The sequence below is a fragment of the Ancylobacter sp. FA202 genome, assembly GCF_000380205.1.
Taxonomy (GTDB): domain Bacteria; phylum Pseudomonadota; class Alphaproteobacteria; order Rhizobiales; family Xanthobacteraceae; genus Ancylobacter.
Genome location: NZ_KB904818.1, coordinates 4,252,841 through 4,267,918, shown reverse-complemented (window position 1 = coordinate 4,267,918; position 15,078 = coordinate 4,252,841). Strand labels below are relative to the sequence as shown.

Below are 15,078 nucleotides of genomic sequence, written 5' to 3'. Positions count from 1 at the left end.
GGGCAAATGTCTCCGGACGAAGGGGGGCGAGGATCGGGAACGTTGCGGGCCGCTCAGGCGGTGGCCGGCGCCAGGGCGCGCACGGCGCGGAAGCCGAGCTCGGCGGCCTCCAGCGCCCGGTCGATGTCCTCGGGCGTGTGCGCCGCGCTCAGGAACATGTTGTGCTGCGGGTGGAAGTACACGCCCGCCTTCAGCGCCGCCGCGCAGAAGGCAAAGCCCTTGCGGCAGTCCGCATCGTCGTCCAACAGCACCATGGGCATCTGCACCGGGCCGGTCTGGCGGATCGGGATGCCGTGGGCGAGGCTCAACGCCGCCAAGCCCTCGCGCAGCATGGTACCCATCTTCTCCATATGCGCGACGGCATCCTCGCGGCGCAGGATGTTCAGCGTCGCCACGGCGGCGGCCATGGACATCGCCCCGCACCAGAAGGAGCCGGTGGTGAAAATGGACTGCGTCGCCGCGCGGAAGCGGTCATTGCCGGTGACGGCCGAAAGGGCGAAGCCATTGGCGATCGACTTCGACCAGGCCGAGAGGTCGGGGCGCACCCCCACCCGCTCCCAGCTGCCGCCGAGCGAGAGCCGGAAGCCGGCGCGCACGTCGTCGACGATCAGTGCGGCGTCGGCAGCGTCGGCGGCGGCACGGGCAGCCTCGGCGAAGGCGATGGTCGGCAGTTCCTGGTCCTTGCCGTAATCGTGCTTAAAGGCGCTGACGATGATGCCGGCGAGGTCGCCCTCGGCCTGGGCCACGGCGGCGTTCAGGCTGTCGATGTCGTTGTAGTCATAGGTGAGGATATGCGCCCGGTCCTCGGAGGTGACGCCAATGAGGGAGGGCGAGCACCAGGGCACGGCGCCATGATAGGCGCCCTTGGCGACCAGGATCTTGCGGCGTCCGGTGCCGGCGCGGGCGATGGTCACGGCGGTGGTGGTGGCGTCGGTGCCGTTCTTCTCGAACTGGGCCCAGTCGGCATGGGGGATGAGTTCCACCATCAACTCGGCGAGTTCGACCATCGCCTCGCCGGGGCCGTTCATGGCGTCGCCCTGCTGGTATTGCGCAAAGGCGGCGGCATCCACTTCCGGGTGATGATGGCCGAGGATCACCGGGCCCCAGCTGCACATGAAGTCGAGATAGTCGTTGCCGTCGACATCCCAGAGCTTTGTGCCCTCGGCGCGGGCGAAAAACTGGGGGTAGCCCTCGGGCAGATCCTTGGCGTGCATGTGTCCCCACATCCCGCCGGGAACCACACGCAGCGCGCGCTGGCGCAAGGCGTGATCCAAGGAATTGCTCATGAATGCTTCCCTCTTATGCGTGCCTATTTTTCAGACGCGAGGGTGTAAGAGCCGGGGGCGACGGTCAATCTACCGAAAGTAAGAGACATCGCCCGCCAGCGTGAACGCGCCGGCCGGACCCCGCCGCCGCGACGGACACGGATGAGACCGGCCGAGGGCGGACAGCAACGGGAGGCAGGCGACATCCAGCTCGCGCGGCCATTCCCGACCCCGCCGAACCCTCACGCCGATTTCCACCAGAGTGGAGACCAAAGCGGCAAACAGAAGCCTGCGGGCCGGTTGCCGCGCCTACGCCTTTGTCGACAGAAAAGCCCTGTGGTCGCCGTCAATGACCAGCGCGGTGAGGCGGCCGGTGCGATAGGCGCCGGTATCGATGCCGATGCGGTTGATCCGCTCCTCCGGCTTCGCGCTGATCGTGTGTCCGTGCACCACCACTTTTTCCAGCGGCATCAACGAATCCAGGAAGGGAGCGCGCATCCACAGCAGGTCATCGGGGTCCTGCCGGTCCAGCGACGTTCCGGGGCGAACCCCGGCGTGGCAAAAGAAATAGTCGCCGAACGACACCGCGTGCCGCAGCCCTTTCAGAAAGTCCACATGCGCGGAAGGAACCGCCGCCACCAGCTTGCGATGCACCTGGTCGAGATCGGCGTCCGTCTTCAGCTTCGCGCGGTTGAGCTTCACGCCATAGGAACGCGCCGCGGCATTGCCGCCGCTATTAACGAACACGCCGTCACTGCTGGGGTGATCGAGAAAGGCGAGAAATTCCACGTCGTGGTTTCCCGCCAGCATGATGTAGCGGGAATCCGCGCCCTGAAGCGCGATCAGACGGTCGATGACGCCGCTGGAATTCGGGCCGCGATCGACGTAGTCGCCGAGGAAAATGATCCGCCAGTCGCCCGGCTTGGAGCGGGCGATATCCTCCTCGATCTTCTGCAGAAGCTTGTCGAGAAGCGACAGGCAACCATGGATATCGCCAATGGCGTAGATCCGGATTCCCTCAGGGCCGCGCGCCTCGGAAAGGGTGACGAGGGGTGTTTTCCAAAGTCCAAAAATTCTGTGGCGACTCCAAACCGGGGCGTCAGAATGATCGAAGGTGCCGTGGAATACAATATCCTGGTAGCCGACCGCGGCAGCGCTTCCCCCGGAGATCCGCGACCCGTGCGTGGCGTCGTCGCAGGGCTACCTGACGGCGAATGCTACTTTTATGTGACAATGCGAGCCGCTATCGGTGGCTCATCAAGCTGACGGGAGGTGGCCTCTTCGTAGCGGCAAACGGGCTTTTGCCCGGACAAGCGGAGAGACGACATGTCGGAGCAAACGACCGAAATTCAGCTGCACGCCGAGGTGGACGCGCCGGAATCTGCCGGTGCCGGGCGCGAGGTCGAGCTCAAGCTGCTCACGGATCCCGCCACCCTGCAGCGCCTGCTCGCTACCGCCGTGATAACCCGAAACGCCACCTCGAAGGGCGTCGTCCGGCGGCTGGAGGCGACCTATTACGATACGCCCGATGCGGTCCTCGCCCGGCTGGGTGCCTCGCTGCGGGTCCGGCGCAGCGGCAAGCAGTTCATCCAGACGCTGAAGCTGGCATCCGAGGCAAGCCCGCTTCAGCGGCGCGAGATGGAAGCTCGGGTGCCCGATAGCGCCCTTCAGCTTGAGGCGCTGCCCCTGGCCGATCTGGGCGCGCCCTTCGCGACGCTGCCGGGCGCGGGGCTGGCGCCGGTGTTCACCACCAAGATCCGCCGCCACATTCAGATGGTGGAGTTTGGCGGCGCCGTCATCGAGGTCGCGTTCGACGAGGGAACGCTGAGCGCCGGCGACAAGGCGGAAGCCGTCTGCGAGATCGAGCTTGAGCTGAAAGCCGGCGGGGCGGGTGCGCTTTATGACCTGGCCCTGTCGCTGCTGGAGCAGGGTCCGGTCCGGATCGGGCTGCAAAGCAAGGCCGAGCGCGGCTATGCGCTCGCCTTTGGCTCGTCGCCCACACCGGAAAAGGCGTTTGCGACCGGCATCGGGCCGGCCGACACCACCGACGAGGTGATCGCCAAGGTCTTGATCGCCTGCCAGCGCCATGTGATGGCGAATCTGATGGCCGCGCATCACGGCCAGGACCCGGAGGGCGTGCATCAGCTGCGGGTCGCGCTGCGGCGTCTGCGCACCGCGATCTCCCTGTTCAAGAAGGAAGTCCCCGCCTCGGCGCTCCAGGCCCTCGGCCTTGACGCCAAGAGGCTGGCCAGCGCCCTCGGGCCGGCCCGCAACTGGGACGTGTTCGCCACCTCGACCATCGCCGAGATCGAGCGGTCCAGTCTGCCCGGCGTCGACTTCACCGCGCTCAGATCCGCCACCGTCTCGCCGCGTGCGCTCAGCTATCAGGCCGTGCGGGTCGATCTGATCGATCTCGAATGCACCCGCTTCCTGCTGTCGCTCGGCAGCGTGATCGAGCGCCGAAGCTGGCGCAACGATATCGGCGTCGAGGCGCTCGCCGTGCTCACCCAGCCGGCGCACGAATTCGCCGGGCGCGGACTGACGCGCCTGCACCGCAAGGCGCTGAAACAGGGCCACAATTTCCGCAAGCTGCGGCCGACGGCCCGGCATGAGCTGCGCCTGACGCTGAAGAAGCTGCGCTATGGCGCGGAGTTCCTGCTGCCGCTGTACGACCGTGACGGCGCCGCCCGGAAATATCTGAAGCGGATGTCCCGGCTGCAGGACATTCTCGGCATCGACAACGATATCACCACCACCCAGGCGCTGCTGCGCGAGGTGGAGGAGAGCACGTCGCTGCCGCAGGTGCACAAGGCGATCGGCGCCATCACCGGCTGGCAGGGACGCGACCGCATCGAGACCGCCGAGGCACTGCGGCGCAGCTGGCGCAAATTCATCGATGCCGAACCGTTCTGGCTCGGCTAGTGACGTCGCCCCCGTCACATCGCTTGCCGCCGGCCTCGCCAACGTCACCCAGTTCGTCTGTCGTGCCGTAACGCCTGAGCGCGGTCAGGCCGATGCTGGTTTCGGCGATGGGCCCGGCCGACAAGCCGGCGGAGTGGGTCAATCGGCGCTCACGATCAGCTTCTTGCCACTATGGCTGCCGTCGAAGAGCGTCAGGAGCGTCGCGGGGAGCTTCTCGAAACCATCGATGAGTTCCTCGCCGAATTTGATCTTGCCATGCGTGACCAGGGGCGTCATCTCGGCCAGGAACTCGGGGAAGGTGTCCATGACATAGGGGGTCGCGAAGGCCTTGATATCGATGAACCGGTAATGGATCAGCGTAATCAGCCGCGGCAAATAGTTCGTCCCGGTCGGCAATTCGGTGTCGCTGTAGTCAGCGATCGTGCCACAGATGACCATCTTCGCCTTGGTATTGAAATATTCCATCAGGACCGGAAAAAGTGGTCCACCGACATTCTCGAAGAGAGCGTCCATCCCGTTGGGGAGCGCGCGCTTGACCTGTTCGGCGAAGTCGTCGGCCTTGTAATCGATCGCATCATCCAGGCCGAGCTGATCCTTGAGGTAAGCCCTCTTCGCGGCACCACCAGCGATGCCGACAACGCGGAGCCCGCGCAGCTTCCCTAGCTGCGCGGCTGCGGAGCCGACCGAACCCGCCGCTCCCGTGACCACCAGCGTGCCGCCGGGCTTGAAGTCATGGAGCTTCGTCATGCCGTACCAAGCGGTGAAGCCGGTGAGACCGAGCGGTCCGAGCGCGGTCGTCAGTGGCGCGAGGCCGACATCCAGCTTGCGAAGATCGGCACCGTCCGAGACGGCATAGTCCTGCCAACCCGACCACGTCTGAACGTGATCGCCGACGGCGAAATCCGAGTTTCGGCTTTCTTCGACCACCGCGACCGTCGGCCCGCCCATCGGCTCACCGATCTCGATCGCGGGCCATTCGGAAGAGCCGTTGCCCATCAGGTTGCGCTGGTAGGGATCGACCGAGAACAGCGTGTTGCGGACGAGCACCTGCCCCTCAGCCAGCGGCGGCACCGGTGCTTCCACAAGCTTGAAGTCGCTGAGTTTGGCCGCCCCCTTCGGGCGCGCGGCGAGCGTAAACTGGCGGTTCAGCGTTTGGGTCATCTTGGGTCCTCAGCCTCCATCGCGGAGATATCGTAACGATCATTATGTAACGTCCATTACGTATCTGGACTTTGGCTGTCAAGGGAATTAACTAACGCTCATTATGAAACGGAATGGACGCCGGCATGGGACGCCCAAGGTCATTTGAGGTGGAGGAAGCGCTCGAAGCGGCGCTCGGCGTCTTCTGGCGCAAGGGCTTCGAGGGAACCTCCTATGCCGACCTCGTTGCCGCGACCGGTGTTGAGCGGCCGGCGCTCTATTCGGCCTTTGGCAACAAGGAGGCGCTGTTCCTCAAAGCGCTCGATCGGTACGCAAGCCACTACGGCAACTATGTCTGGGAGGCTGTGGCTCTGGAAACCGCCCTGGCGGTGGCGACGCGGGTGCTTGAGGGGGCGATCGAGCTCAACACGCGGTTTGCCGATCGTGCCGGATGTTTCGGAATCAACGGTGCTTTGGCCGGATCGGACGACTCCGAGGCCAGTCGTCAGGCGCTGATCAAATGGCGGGCCGATGGTGAGGCGGTCCTGCGGGATCGATTTGAAAGGGCAAAGACCGAGGGAGACCTGGCGGCGAACGCCGATAGCGCCGTGCTTGCCGCGTACATATTGACGATCGCGCATGGCCTGGCCGTTCAGGCGAAAGCGGGCTTTTCCAGAGAGAAGCTCACAGCCATTGCCCGGCTCGCTTTGTCGGCCTGGCCTCAAGCCTGACGCACCGAGTGGCTCCGGTGCACGCACGACCTCAAACAGCGGCCGCGCAGCATCTTGCCACAAGCACCCACAGGCTGGTGTCGACGCTCTACACAGAATGGATAGACGAAACTCTCCCTCTTCCGCAACCGTGACCCATCAGATCAAGAACAGTTCTAATATTTCTGAGCCGCATTGATGCATTCGACCGTTTCGCGCTACTGCGTTGCGTCACCCATTTGGGCCGTGAACTGGTGAGGCGGATCGAGCCAATGTCTCGCAATGACGCATTGCGTGAGCTATTTGATGCCGAGCGATCGTCGATCCTGCGTTTCTTCCGGCGCATGACGGGTTCCGCGACTCAGGCGGAGGATCTGTCGCAGGACGTCTTCGCGCGCCTCGCGGCGACCAATCTCGCCGGCGTCGCCAATCCGCGGGCGTATATGCGCAGCATCTCCGCCAATGTCGCCACCGATCTCATTCGCCGCGAAAGCCGGCGGCGGCTGAGCCATGCCGAGATCGACGATCTGCTCGACGCGCCCGACCCTGCGGCGGACCCGGAGGCGACGCTCATCGCCAAGGACCAGACCGAGCGTCTGCTGGAGATGCTCGCGGAACTGCCGCCACGCCGGCGCACCATCCTGCTGGCGGCCCGGCTCCAGCGCACCCCGCACCGCGACCTCGCGCGCGAGCATGGGGTGAGCGTGCGCACCATCGAGATCGAGATCCGGAAGGCGCTGGCGCACTGCTCCCGCGCGCTGACCGACTGAGCGCTCCCATATTGTCCGCGCCCCTTTCCATGACGCATATAGGCTCCTGGCCGCGCCTGCCGGGCGCGCGCTTGGCCGGCCATCGGGAGCAAGGCGCGGGCATGACGAACAGTGACGGCATCAGCGGTGCCCCCGGAGCGCTGCAGGATGAGGCGATGGCGTGGGTGGTGCTTCTCACCTCCGGCGAGGCAACGCGCGACGACGCGGCGCGCCTGAAGGCCTGGCGTGCCCGCAGCTATGCGCACGAACGCGCTTTTCGCCGGGCGAGCGCCGTCTGGCGCGGCCTGGGTGCCGCCTCTGCCCCGTCCCGCCTGTCGCGACGGCTTTTCCTTGCTGGCGTCGGTGCCGGCACCGCGCTCGCAGCCGGCTGGGCCGGCACGATGATCGGCGTGCTGCCCGGCCTCGACCAGCTTCTGTCCGATCATGCCACGGCGGTTGGCGAGCAGGCCCGCATTGATCTGCCGGACGGCTCGTCTGTCGATCTCGACGCGGCCAGCGCGCTGGATGCACGGTTCACGGCGGATTATCGCGCGGTCACGCTGGTCACGGGCGCCGCCGAGTTCGAGATTGCCGCCGATCCGCGCCCGTTCCGCGCCTCGATAGGCCCGGGGGAAGTGACGGCGGCCAAGGCCCGCTTTGCCGCCAGCGTCGGCGCGCGCCAGACGGTGATCGACTGCATCGAGGGGAGCATCGAGGTGCAGTGCGGCGGCGTGACGACCCTGAAGGCGGGCGAGCGCGCCCGGCTGGCCGGGGGATCGCTTCTTGCCGGGCGTGAGACGCTCGCGCCGAACGCGGCCGCTCCGTGGCGGCGGGGCCTGCTGGTGTTCACCGATCAGCCGCTGGCCGATGTCGTCGCCGACATCAACCGGCATCGGCGCGGCCGTATCGTGCTGGCGCGGCCAGGGCTTGGCGAGCGGCGCGTCGACGGCGTTTTCCATCTCGGCCGGACGGACGAGATCGTCACCAATCTCGCGGCGGCACTGAAGCTGCGCGACACCTGGCTGCCGGGCGGCGTGGTGCTGCTGAGTTAAATTTTTCGCCCCACCGGATTCGGGTCCGTCGATCCTCGTCGTCTTGTTCTCATAGCGGATGCCTCGACGCATTCGGAGCTCACGACGGGGACGGCAGGAATGACGGGGACGGGGAACGGTCGCACGCTGCGCGCGGCGCTGCTGGCAGGATGCGCGCTCATGGCGCTCGCGCTGGGTACGGAGGGCATCTCGGCGCAAGGGGCGGTGTCGGTCGCGGCGGTGTCGGTCGCGGCGGCGCCGTCGGTGACCTATGCCATTCCGCCCGGTCCGGTTTCGCGCGCGCTCGCCTCCTTCGGGGCCGCCAGTGGAATCCAGATCGTCTATGACAGCGCCATCGCGCGCGGCCTCGCCTCGCCGGGCGTCTCCGGCACGCGCTCACCAGAGCAGGCGCTAGCCGCGCTCCTCGCCGGCACCGGCCTGAACGGGCGCTTCACCTCGCCGCGTTCCGTGACCATCGAAGCCCCGGCGCCGAGCACCGCCTCGGTCGTCGTCGGCGAGGACATGATCGAGCTCGACGCCATCACCATTTCCGGCGAGAAGCTCACCCGCGACCTCGCCAATGTCTATTCCAGCGTCGGCGTCGTCACTGGCGAGCAGTTCTTCGACTACGCGATCGAGGATCTGAGCGGCGCGCTCAACAAGCTGGCCAACACCCGTGTCTCCTCGGCCAATCGCGGCAATAGCGGCATCGTCATTCGCGGCCTGTCCTCCGACGGCCTGACCCAGCCCACCAGTTCCTCGCCCGCCATCGCGGTCATCGTCGACGGCGCCTCGCAGAATGGCGAGGGCATCAGGCGCGGCAATCGCGGCACCTGGGACGTGGCCGATGTCGAGGTGTTCCGCGGCCCGCAATCCACCCTGCAGGGACGCAACGCCATGGGCGGCGCGGTGATCGTCAACACCAACGATCCCAGCTGGACCTATGAGGCGGCGCTGGAGGGAGACCTCGCCACCTCCTCCGATTCCGGCGCCTTCGCCAATGGCGCCTTCATGCTGTCGGGCCCGATGATCGAGGACCAACTCGCCTTCCGCATCGCCGGCCAGTACTTCCAGGACGATGCCGGCATCACCTATTCCGACCCGCTCAACAACACGCTGGACGACGGCTATTTCGGCCAGATGCGGGCGAAGTTCCTGTTCACGCCGTCGGCGCTCGACGGCTTCGAGGCGCTCGTCACCATCAGCCACACCGAGGACAAGCCGGGATCGGCGACCGCGACGGGCCCCAACTATTTCGCGCGGCGCTTCGACGGCGACAATTCAGCGGTCGAGATCCGCGATACGAACGTCACCAACGTCGTCGCCAACCTCTCGCAGCGGCTCGGCGATGGCGTGACGCTGCGCTCGATCACCGCCTATATCGACACCGATGCCGCGATCAACAGCCCCGCCGGCGCCTCCACCTTCGTCCGCGACGAGCTGCGCTCCGGCGGCGACATCACCGAGGATCTTCGCCTCGAGATGGAGGACGGCGCGCGCGCGATCAGCGGCGTGCTCGGCTTCAATTTCGGCCGCTTCAGCCTCGACCGCGATTCCAGCATCACGGTGAACTACCCCGGTCTGGGGCTGAACAACATGCTTTATCAGGACCTCGCCAGCACCAATGTGCTGACCTCCTACGCGCTCTACGCCGATCTGCGCTACGCCATCGCCGACCGCTGGGCGCTGATGTTCGGCGGACGGCTCGGCTATGAGGAGGTCGATGTCACCAATCAGGGCGAGGTGCTGAATCTGGGCACCTTCGGCTATGACCAGATCAACCAGAATGCCTCGACGGACTATCTCGTCGCCCTGCCGAAGCTCGGCATCGCCTACGAGATCGATGAGAAGCAGAACATCGCCGTCACCCTGAGCGAAGGCTTCCGCGCCGGCTTCGCCGCCATCGACACCTACGGCAACCCTTACGACGTCCAGCCGGAAACGCTGTGGGCCTATGAGATCGCCTATCGCTCGAAGTGGTTCGGCGACCGGCTCGAAGTCAACGCCAACGCCTTCTATTACGAATATGACGACCTGCAGATCGCGGTGGAGGACCCCAACCCGCTGAACCGCCAGTCCATCACCCGCAACGCCGGCAAGGCGCACGCCTATGGCGGCGAGCTTGAGCTGCGCGCCCGGGTGACGCAGGAATTCACCGCCTTCGCCTCGCTCGGCCTGCTGAAGACCAAGCTGGACAGCGCGGTGATGGCGACCGGCGACTACACCGGCAACGAATTCCCCGAGGCGCCGGCGGTGACGTTCAACATTGGCGGCGTGTATCGCCATGCCTCCGGCGTCTTCGTCTCGGCCGACCTCGCCTATACCGACAGCTATTACTCCGTGGGCGACATCGCCAACAGCGCCGCCGAGCAGGTCTCCGCCTTTACCATCGTCAATGCGGCGATCGGCTACGAGGCCGAGACATGGTCGCTGACGCTCTATGCCAAGAACATCTTCGACGAGGAGTATCTCACCGGCATTTATGCCGACAACACCGGCTCGGAAGCCACGCTCGGCGATGGGCGGCTGATCGGCGTGCGGGCGCGCGCGACGTTCTGATGCCTGAAGGAGACGAGCCTGTGGGCATGGGGGCGCCGCCGAGCGGCACGTTGGCGAAGATGGAGGCGGCGCGGATCATCAGCGCCGCCTTTGGCGTTCTCGCACGCCATTGGACCTTGCCGCTGGCCGACATAGGCCCGATCGAGCCCGGCTTCACGCCGCTGGCGACCCTGTTCGGCGCCGAGCGCTTCCTGACAGCGATGCTCGCGCGCCAGCAGGCGGCAACGCCCGGCCTCGACGAGAAGGGGGCCGCAGCCTTCTTCATCACCGAGTATTCCAATCTGCTCGGCATCCTGGCGGCGGTGCCGTTCCTCTCGCACGGTCTTGTTCCGGACCTGTCGGCGCGGAACTGCGCGCTCGCGGCGCAGCCTCCACCGGGCGAACCGCCCGACGTGCGGCTGCGTCTCCTGAACGCGGCCGGCGTGACGGATCGTCCATTGGCGGCCCCCTCCTCCCTTATCCGCCCTGTCGATCGTGCCGGCCTGCTCGAAGCCCTCGGCCAGTCTCTCGAAGCCCATATGGCGCCGCTTATCGACACTCTGCACACGCGCACCGGACTGCCCAGACGGGCGATGTGGCGGCTGGTCGGCGACGCCGTCGCGATGCGCTTTCTGGAAGCCGGCCAGCGCCTTGGCTGCGAAGCCGTGGCGAAGGCGGATGTCATGGCGGCGTTGATGCGAACCGGCTCGCCGCTCGCCAACCGGCAACTGCATTTCTTCGATGTCGAAATCGTCGATGACGCGCGCCGGGTGCTGGCCCGCCGCACCTTCCGTGCGCGCGGTGGGTGCTGCCGCTTCTACACCGCGCCCGGCGGCTCGCTCTGCACCAGTTGCGTGCTGGTCAAGCCCGAGGACCGGCGACAGCGGATCGAGGCGCGGATGCGCGCCGAGCTTGGCCTGCCGCGTGTGGCTCAGGAACCGGTCGGCCAGCTCACGACGTCATCGCTGCTTCCAGGGGGCGAGGCATGATCCATCCGCTCGCAGTTCTCACGCTCGGTCTCGCCTTGCTAGGCGCGCTCAGCACCCCGACGCGAGCCTGCGAGGGGCGCGTCATCGACTCCGCGGACATTCTGCATTCGCCGGTCTGCGTACCCGCGGATCCCCGGCGTATCGTGGTGCTCGACCCGACCTTCAGCCTTGGCATGGGGCTGGAACTGGAGCTTCCGCTGCTGGGCGCGCCGCTCGCCGTGATGAGCGACAAGGCCCTGCGCGAGAAGGCGCTGGCACGCGGCGTCACCGATCTCGGCAGCTTCATGGAGCCCAGCGTCGAGCGCATCGTGGCCTTGAGGCCCGATCTCATCCTCGGCACAGCGCAGGCGGAGCGCGCCTATCCCCTGCTGTCGCAGATCGCGCCGACCGTGCTGATCAGCGCCGGCAACTGGCAGGACTATCTGAGGCTCGTCGCGGAGGTCGCCGGGCGAGTGGAACGCGGCGAGCAACTGCTCGATGGCTACAGGACGCGCGTCGCCGCCCTGAAAGCCCGCGTGCCGGACCGTACCGTCTCGATCGTGCGCATAACCCCTTGGGACTTCCAGGTCTATCTCGACAGTCCCAAGGCCTATGGGCCGTTCGCGGTGCTGCGGGATGTCGGGGTGCGGCGCTCCGCCTATGAGACGACGAACGGGGATGAAACCCTCAAAAGGCCGGACTGGGAAGCTCTGGCCGGGCTGGACGGCGATACCCTGCTCTACATCGTCGGCGGCGTGAACAACTCCGCCACCAGCGGCCGACACGAGGAGGTACTGGCCAATCCGCTCTGGCAGATGCTACCCGCCGTGAAGGCAGGGCGCGTGCATCGCCTCGATCCGGCGGTCTGGATGGAGTTCAGCGGCGTCGGATCGGCGCATCGCGTGCTGGACGATGTCGAGCGCCTCATCATCGCCCAGCCATGAGGGCGCCCGACGACACGGCTTGCGTCCGGCAAGACCATCCGACCCGGAGCCCGCGCGGCCTTGGCCTGGCCCTGGCCGTCGCGGCCCTGCCGGTGCTTGCGCTTTGGGCGCAGAATGTGGGCCATGCCGCCATACCCCTCGATCGGCTCGCGGCCGCCGTTTTCGCGTTCGACGCCTCGCGCGAACACGTCATTGTCTGGGACGTACGCCTGCCGCGGGTGTTGGCGGGGCTGCTGGTGGGCGGGCAACTGGCCGTCGCCGGGGCCATCATGCAGGCGGTGACCGCCAACCCCCTCGCCTCGCCCGGTCTTCTCGGCATCAATGCCGGCGCGGCCTTCGCGGTGGTGCTGGCGATCGCGATGGCGGGCATCGACGGCGCCGGCACGCTCATGTGGTTCGCCTTCCTCGGCGCCGGCGCCGCGGCGGTCACGGTGTATGCACTGGGCTCGGCGGGACGGGGCGGGGCAACCCCGCTCAAGCTCGCCCTTGCCGGCGCGGTGTTGACCGCGTTCCTCGCCTCGATGACCACCGTGATCCTGCTGCGCGACCAGTCCACGCTGGACAATGTCCGCCTCTGGTCGGTCGGCAGCCTGAGCGGCCGCCCTATGAGCGCCGTTGTCGCTATTGGCCCGTGGGGCGTCGCCGGCCTGGTGGGAGCCGTGCTGGCGAGCGGCCCGATCATGACTTTGAGCCTCGGCAGCGATCTCTCCCGCGCCCTCGGCCAAAGCCTCGCTCTCTGGCGGGCGGTCAGCGCCGTTCTGGTGGTCTTGCTCGCGGGCGCCGCCGTGGCGCTCGCTGGCCCTGTTGGTTTCGTCGGGCTGGTGGTGCCGCATATGGCGCGGCTGCTGGTGGGGTCCGACTATCGCTGGATCATCGCCTACAGCGCCCCGCTCGGTGCCGGACTGGTGGTGCTGGCCGATACAGCGCTGCGGGGACTGTCCGGCGTCGACATACCGGTGGGCGTGACGCTCGCGCTGGTGGGCGGTCCGGTCTTCATCGCACTGGTGCGTCGGCAGGGATGGAACCTGCGATGATGGCCGTGGCGCTGCCCGCTCTCCTCATCCTGCCCCTCGCCCTGCTCGCCCTCGCCTGGGGCGATGCCGGTGTGGCGCCGGGCGATATCGCGGCGTGGCTGTCGGGCGATCCGGTGGCGGCGATGCTCGTGGGCTCGCTGCGCGCCCCGCGTCTTGTCGCGGCGCTCCTCGTCGGCGCGTGCCTTGGCGTAGCCGGTGCGATCACCCAGGCGGTCATGCGCAACCCGCTCGCCGAGCCGGGCCTGCTGGGCATCAATGGCGGTGCCGGACTTGCTGTCATCGTCCTGATCGTCCACCTCACTGCACCGACTGGCCAGTGGCTTCCGGTCGCCGGTTTCGCCGGCGCGGCCCTTGCGGCGGGTGCGATCTACGCGCTGTCCTGGCAGGGCGGCACCTCCTCGATCCGGCTGATCCTGATCGGCATCGGCGTGTCCGCATTGACCGGCGCCGGCATCGCCTTCATCACCGCCTTCGGCGAGGTGAGCGAGGTCCAGCGCGCCATGAGCTGGATGGCGGGGAGCCTCTATGGCTCTGACTGGACGAGGGTTTTCCTTCTCCTGGCCTGGGCCGCTCCGGCGCTGGCGGCGACCTCGCTGCTCGCGCGCGAGCTCAGGCTGATGGCCTTTGACGACGATGCCCTGCAGGGATTGGGGATGCGCCTGCAGCTGATGCGGGGAACGCTGATCCTGCTATGCACCCTGCTCGCCGGCGCCGCCGTCGCCATGGCCGGCCCGATCGCCTTCATAGGTCTGATCGCCCCACACCTCGCCCGCCTGTCCGCGAAATTGCGCTATCTCATTCCAATCACAGCACTTTATGGCGCCCTCTTGCTTCTGGTCGCCGACATCCTGGCCCGAGCCCTGATGCTGCCGGCCGGCATCCTGACGCCGTTGATCGGCGTTCCCTTCGTCGCATTTCTCCTTCGGAAACAAAGCCATGAGTGAAGTGGCCGGGATGGTTCGCCTCCAGGCGCGCGCGATCAGGGTCGGGTATCGCAGCCGCGACGTGCTCGATGATCTGACGCTCGCCGTGCCACCGGGCCAGTTCACGGCCCTCCTCGGCCCAAATGGCAGCGGCAAATCGACCTTGCTCCGAACGCTCGCCGGCCTCACTGCACCGCGCGCCGGCGAGGTGACGCTGGACGGACACGCCATAAACACCCTGTCGCGCCGGCGCCTCGCGCAAAATTTAAGCCTGCTGCCGCAGACGCCGCGTGCCCCCGACGACATTGCTGTGGCCGATCTGGTCGCGCAGGGCCGCTACCCGCACCGCCGACTCTTCACACCCTGGAGCGCGAAGGATCAGGCCATTTGCAACGAGGCGATGCAGTTGGCCGATATCGATGATCTCGCGGCGAGGCCCCTTGGCGCTCTGTCAGGGGGACAACGCCAGCGTGCCTGGATCGCGATGACCCTGGCCCAGTCCGCCGATATCCTGCTGCTCGACGAGCCCACCACCTATCTCGACATCGCCCACCAGCTCGACATCCTTGCTCTGCTCCGCCGCCTCGTCCGCGAGCAGGGAAAGACGATGGTGGCCGTTCTGCATGACATCAACCACGCAGCCCGCTTCGCCGATCATATCTGCCTGCTAAAGGAGGGGAGAATAATCGCAAGTGGCTCTGCGCACAGAGTTATCGAGCCTGAGCACCTGAGGAAGACGTTCTCGATAGAGGCGACGATTCTGTACGATCCACAGGATGGCGTGCCGGTGTGCATCGCCCGGAGATGATGCGAAACGCTCGCGGTGCGGGTGGGAGCGCGTGACGCGCCCCGCG

13 protein-coding genes are annotated in these 15,078 nt (G+C 66.9%); 10 read left to right on the top strand and 3 right to left on the bottom strand.

Annotation, left to right across the window (positions count from 1 at the left end; genetic code table 11):
• Window positions 1-53: 53 nt before the first annotated feature.
• Together A3M1_RS0119700 and A3M1_RS25200 are read right to left on the bottom strand one after the other, a co-directional pair.
• Complete coding sequence (locus A3M1_RS0119700) at window positions 54-1,286, bottom strand: aminotransferase class III-fold pyridoxal phosphate-dependent enzyme (protein WP_018390708.1); 1,233 nt, start codon at window positions 1,284-1,286, stop codon at window positions 54-56.
• 288 nt (window positions 1,287-1,574) lie between these two features.
• Window positions 1,575-2,222, bottom strand: a complete 648-nt coding sequence (locus A3M1_RS25200) for a metallophosphoesterase (RefSeq protein WP_371258787.1) — start codon at window positions 2,220-2,222, stop codon at window positions 1,575-1,577.
• Window positions 2,223-2,591: 369 nt separating this feature from the next.
• Between A3M1_RS25200 and A3M1_RS0119690 the strand changes: the two genes are divergently transcribed.
• On the top strand, window positions 2,592-4,187 hold the full coding sequence (locus tag A3M1_RS0119690) for a CYTH and CHAD domain-containing protein (protein ID WP_018390706.1): 1,596 nt from the start codon (window positions 2,592-2,594) through the stop codon (window positions 4,185-4,187).
• Between the two features lie 138 nt (window positions 4,188-4,325).
• On the opposite strand, the gene A3M1_RS0119685 is transcribed toward A3M1_RS0119690, so the two are convergent.
• Window positions 4,326-5,348: an NADP-dependent oxidoreductase gene (locus A3M1_RS0119685; protein WP_018390705.1), complete on the bottom strand. Its 1,023-nt coding sequence runs from the start codon at window positions 5,346-5,348 to the stop codon at window positions 4,326-4,328.
• Window positions 5,349-5,473: 125 nt separating this feature from the next.
• Here A3M1_RS0119685 and A3M1_RS0119680 point away from each other — a divergent pair, with 125 nt between their 5' ends.
• The 9 genes from A3M1_RS0119680 to A3M1_RS0119640 all read left to right on the top strand — a co-directional run bounded on the left by A3M1_RS0119680 (window position 5,474) and on the right by A3M1_RS0119640 (window position 15,032).
• Window positions 5,474-6,058, top strand: coding sequence for a TetR/AcrR family transcriptional regulator (locus A3M1_RS0119680; RefSeq protein WP_026221410.1), 585 nt, complete (start codon window positions 5,474-5,476; stop codon window positions 6,056-6,058).
• 251 nt (window positions 6,059-6,309) lie between these two features.
• Window positions 6,310-6,807 (top strand): RNA polymerase sigma factor, encoded by a 498-nt coding sequence (locus A3M1_RS0119675; RefSeq protein ID WP_245261766.1) that lies wholly within the window; start codon window positions 6,310-6,312, stop codon window positions 6,805-6,807.
• A gap of 101 nt (window positions 6,808-6,908) precedes the next feature.
• On the top strand, window positions 6,909-7,838 hold the full coding sequence (locus tag A3M1_RS0119670) for a FecR family protein (RefSeq protein ID WP_245261765.1): 930 nt from the start codon (window positions 6,909-6,911) through the stop codon (window positions 7,836-7,838).
• Between the two features lie 159 nt (window positions 7,839-7,997).
• A complete protein-coding gene (locus A3M1_RS0119665; protein WP_018390701.1) occupies window positions 7,998-10,376 on the top strand; it encodes a TonB-dependent receptor in 2,379 nt (792 codons plus the stop codon).
• Between the two features lie 116 nt (window positions 10,377-10,492).
• Window positions 10,493-11,344: a ferric iron reductase gene (locus tag A3M1_RS0119660; RefSeq protein ID WP_245261763.1), complete on the top strand. Its 852-nt coding sequence runs from the start codon at window positions 10,493-10,495 to the stop codon at window positions 11,342-11,344.
• On the top strand, window positions 11,341-12,267 hold the full coding sequence (locus A3M1_RS0119655) for an iron-siderophore ABC transporter substrate-binding protein (RefSeq protein ID WP_018390699.1): 927 nt from the start codon (window positions 11,341-11,343) through the stop codon (window positions 12,265-12,267). Before A3M1_RS0119660 ends, A3M1_RS0119655 begins: the two co-directional genes overlap by 4 nt.
• Window positions 12,264-13,301, top strand: coding sequence for an iron ABC transporter permease (locus tag A3M1_RS0119650; protein WP_018390698.1), 1,038 nt, complete (start codon window positions 12,264-12,266; stop codon window positions 13,299-13,301). The genes A3M1_RS0119655 and A3M1_RS0119650 overlap by 4 nt, the downstream gene beginning before the upstream one ends.
• On the top strand, window positions 13,298-14,245 hold the full coding sequence (locus tag A3M1_RS0119645; RefSeq protein WP_018390697.1) for an iron ABC transporter permease: 948 nt from the start codon (window positions 13,298-13,300) through the stop codon (window positions 14,243-14,245). The genes A3M1_RS0119650 and A3M1_RS0119645 overlap by 4 nt, the downstream gene beginning before the upstream one ends.
• Window positions 14,238-15,032 carry an ABC transporter ATP-binding protein gene (locus tag A3M1_RS0119640; RefSeq protein WP_018390696.1) on the top strand — a complete coding sequence of 265 codons (795 nt, stop codon included), beginning with the start codon at window positions 14,238-14,240 and terminating at the stop codon, window positions 15,030-15,032. Before A3M1_RS0119645 ends, A3M1_RS0119640 begins: the two co-directional genes overlap by 8 nt.
• The last annotated feature ends 46 nt before the right edge of the window (window positions 15,033-15,078 follow it).

Bases quoted from the DNA above. Each gene is read 5' to 3' on its own strand.
- A3M1_RS0119650 (WP_018390698.1), top strand. From the start codon at position 12,264: ATGAGGGCGCCCGACGACACGGCTTGCGTCCGGCAAGACCATCCGACC.
- A3M1_RS0119685 (WP_018390705.1), bottom strand. From the start codon at position 5,348: ATGACCCAAACGCTGAACCGCCAGTTTACGCTCGCCGCGCGCCCGAAG.
- A3M1_RS0119675 (WP_245261766.1), top strand. From the start codon at position 6,310: ATGTCTCGCAATGACGCATTGCGTGAGCTATTTGATGCCGAGCGATCG.
- A3M1_RS0119665 (WP_018390701.1), top strand. From the start codon at position 7,998: ATGGCGCTCGCGCTGGGTACGGAGGGCATCTCGGCGCAAGGGGCGGTG.
- A3M1_RS0119645 (WP_018390697.1), top strand. From the start codon at position 13,298: ATGATGGCCGTGGCGCTGCCCGCTCTCCTCATCCTGCCCCTCGCCCTG.
- A3M1_RS0119670 (WP_245261765.1), top strand. From the start codon at position 6,909: ATGACGAACAGTGACGGCATCAGCGGTGCCCCCGGAGCGCTGCAGGAT.
- A3M1_RS0119655 (WP_018390699.1), top strand. From the start codon at position 11,341: ATGATCCATCCGCTCGCAGTTCTCACGCTCGGTCTCGCCTTGCTAGGC.
- A3M1_RS0119700 (WP_018390708.1), bottom strand. From the start codon at position 1,286: ATGAGCAATTCCTTGGATCACGCCTTGCGCCAGCGCGCGCTGCGTGTG.
- A3M1_RS0119640 (WP_018390696.1), top strand. From the start codon at position 14,238: ATGAGTGAAGTGGCCGGGATGGTTCGCCTCCAGGCGCGCGCGATCAGG.
- A3M1_RS0119680 (WP_026221410.1), top strand. From the start codon at position 5,474: ATGGGACGCCCAAGGTCATTTGAGGTGGAGGAAGCGCTCGAAGCGGCG.
- A3M1_RS0119690 (WP_018390706.1), top strand. From the start codon at position 2,592: ATGTCGGAGCAAACGACCGAAATTCAGCTGCACGCCGAGGTGGACGCG.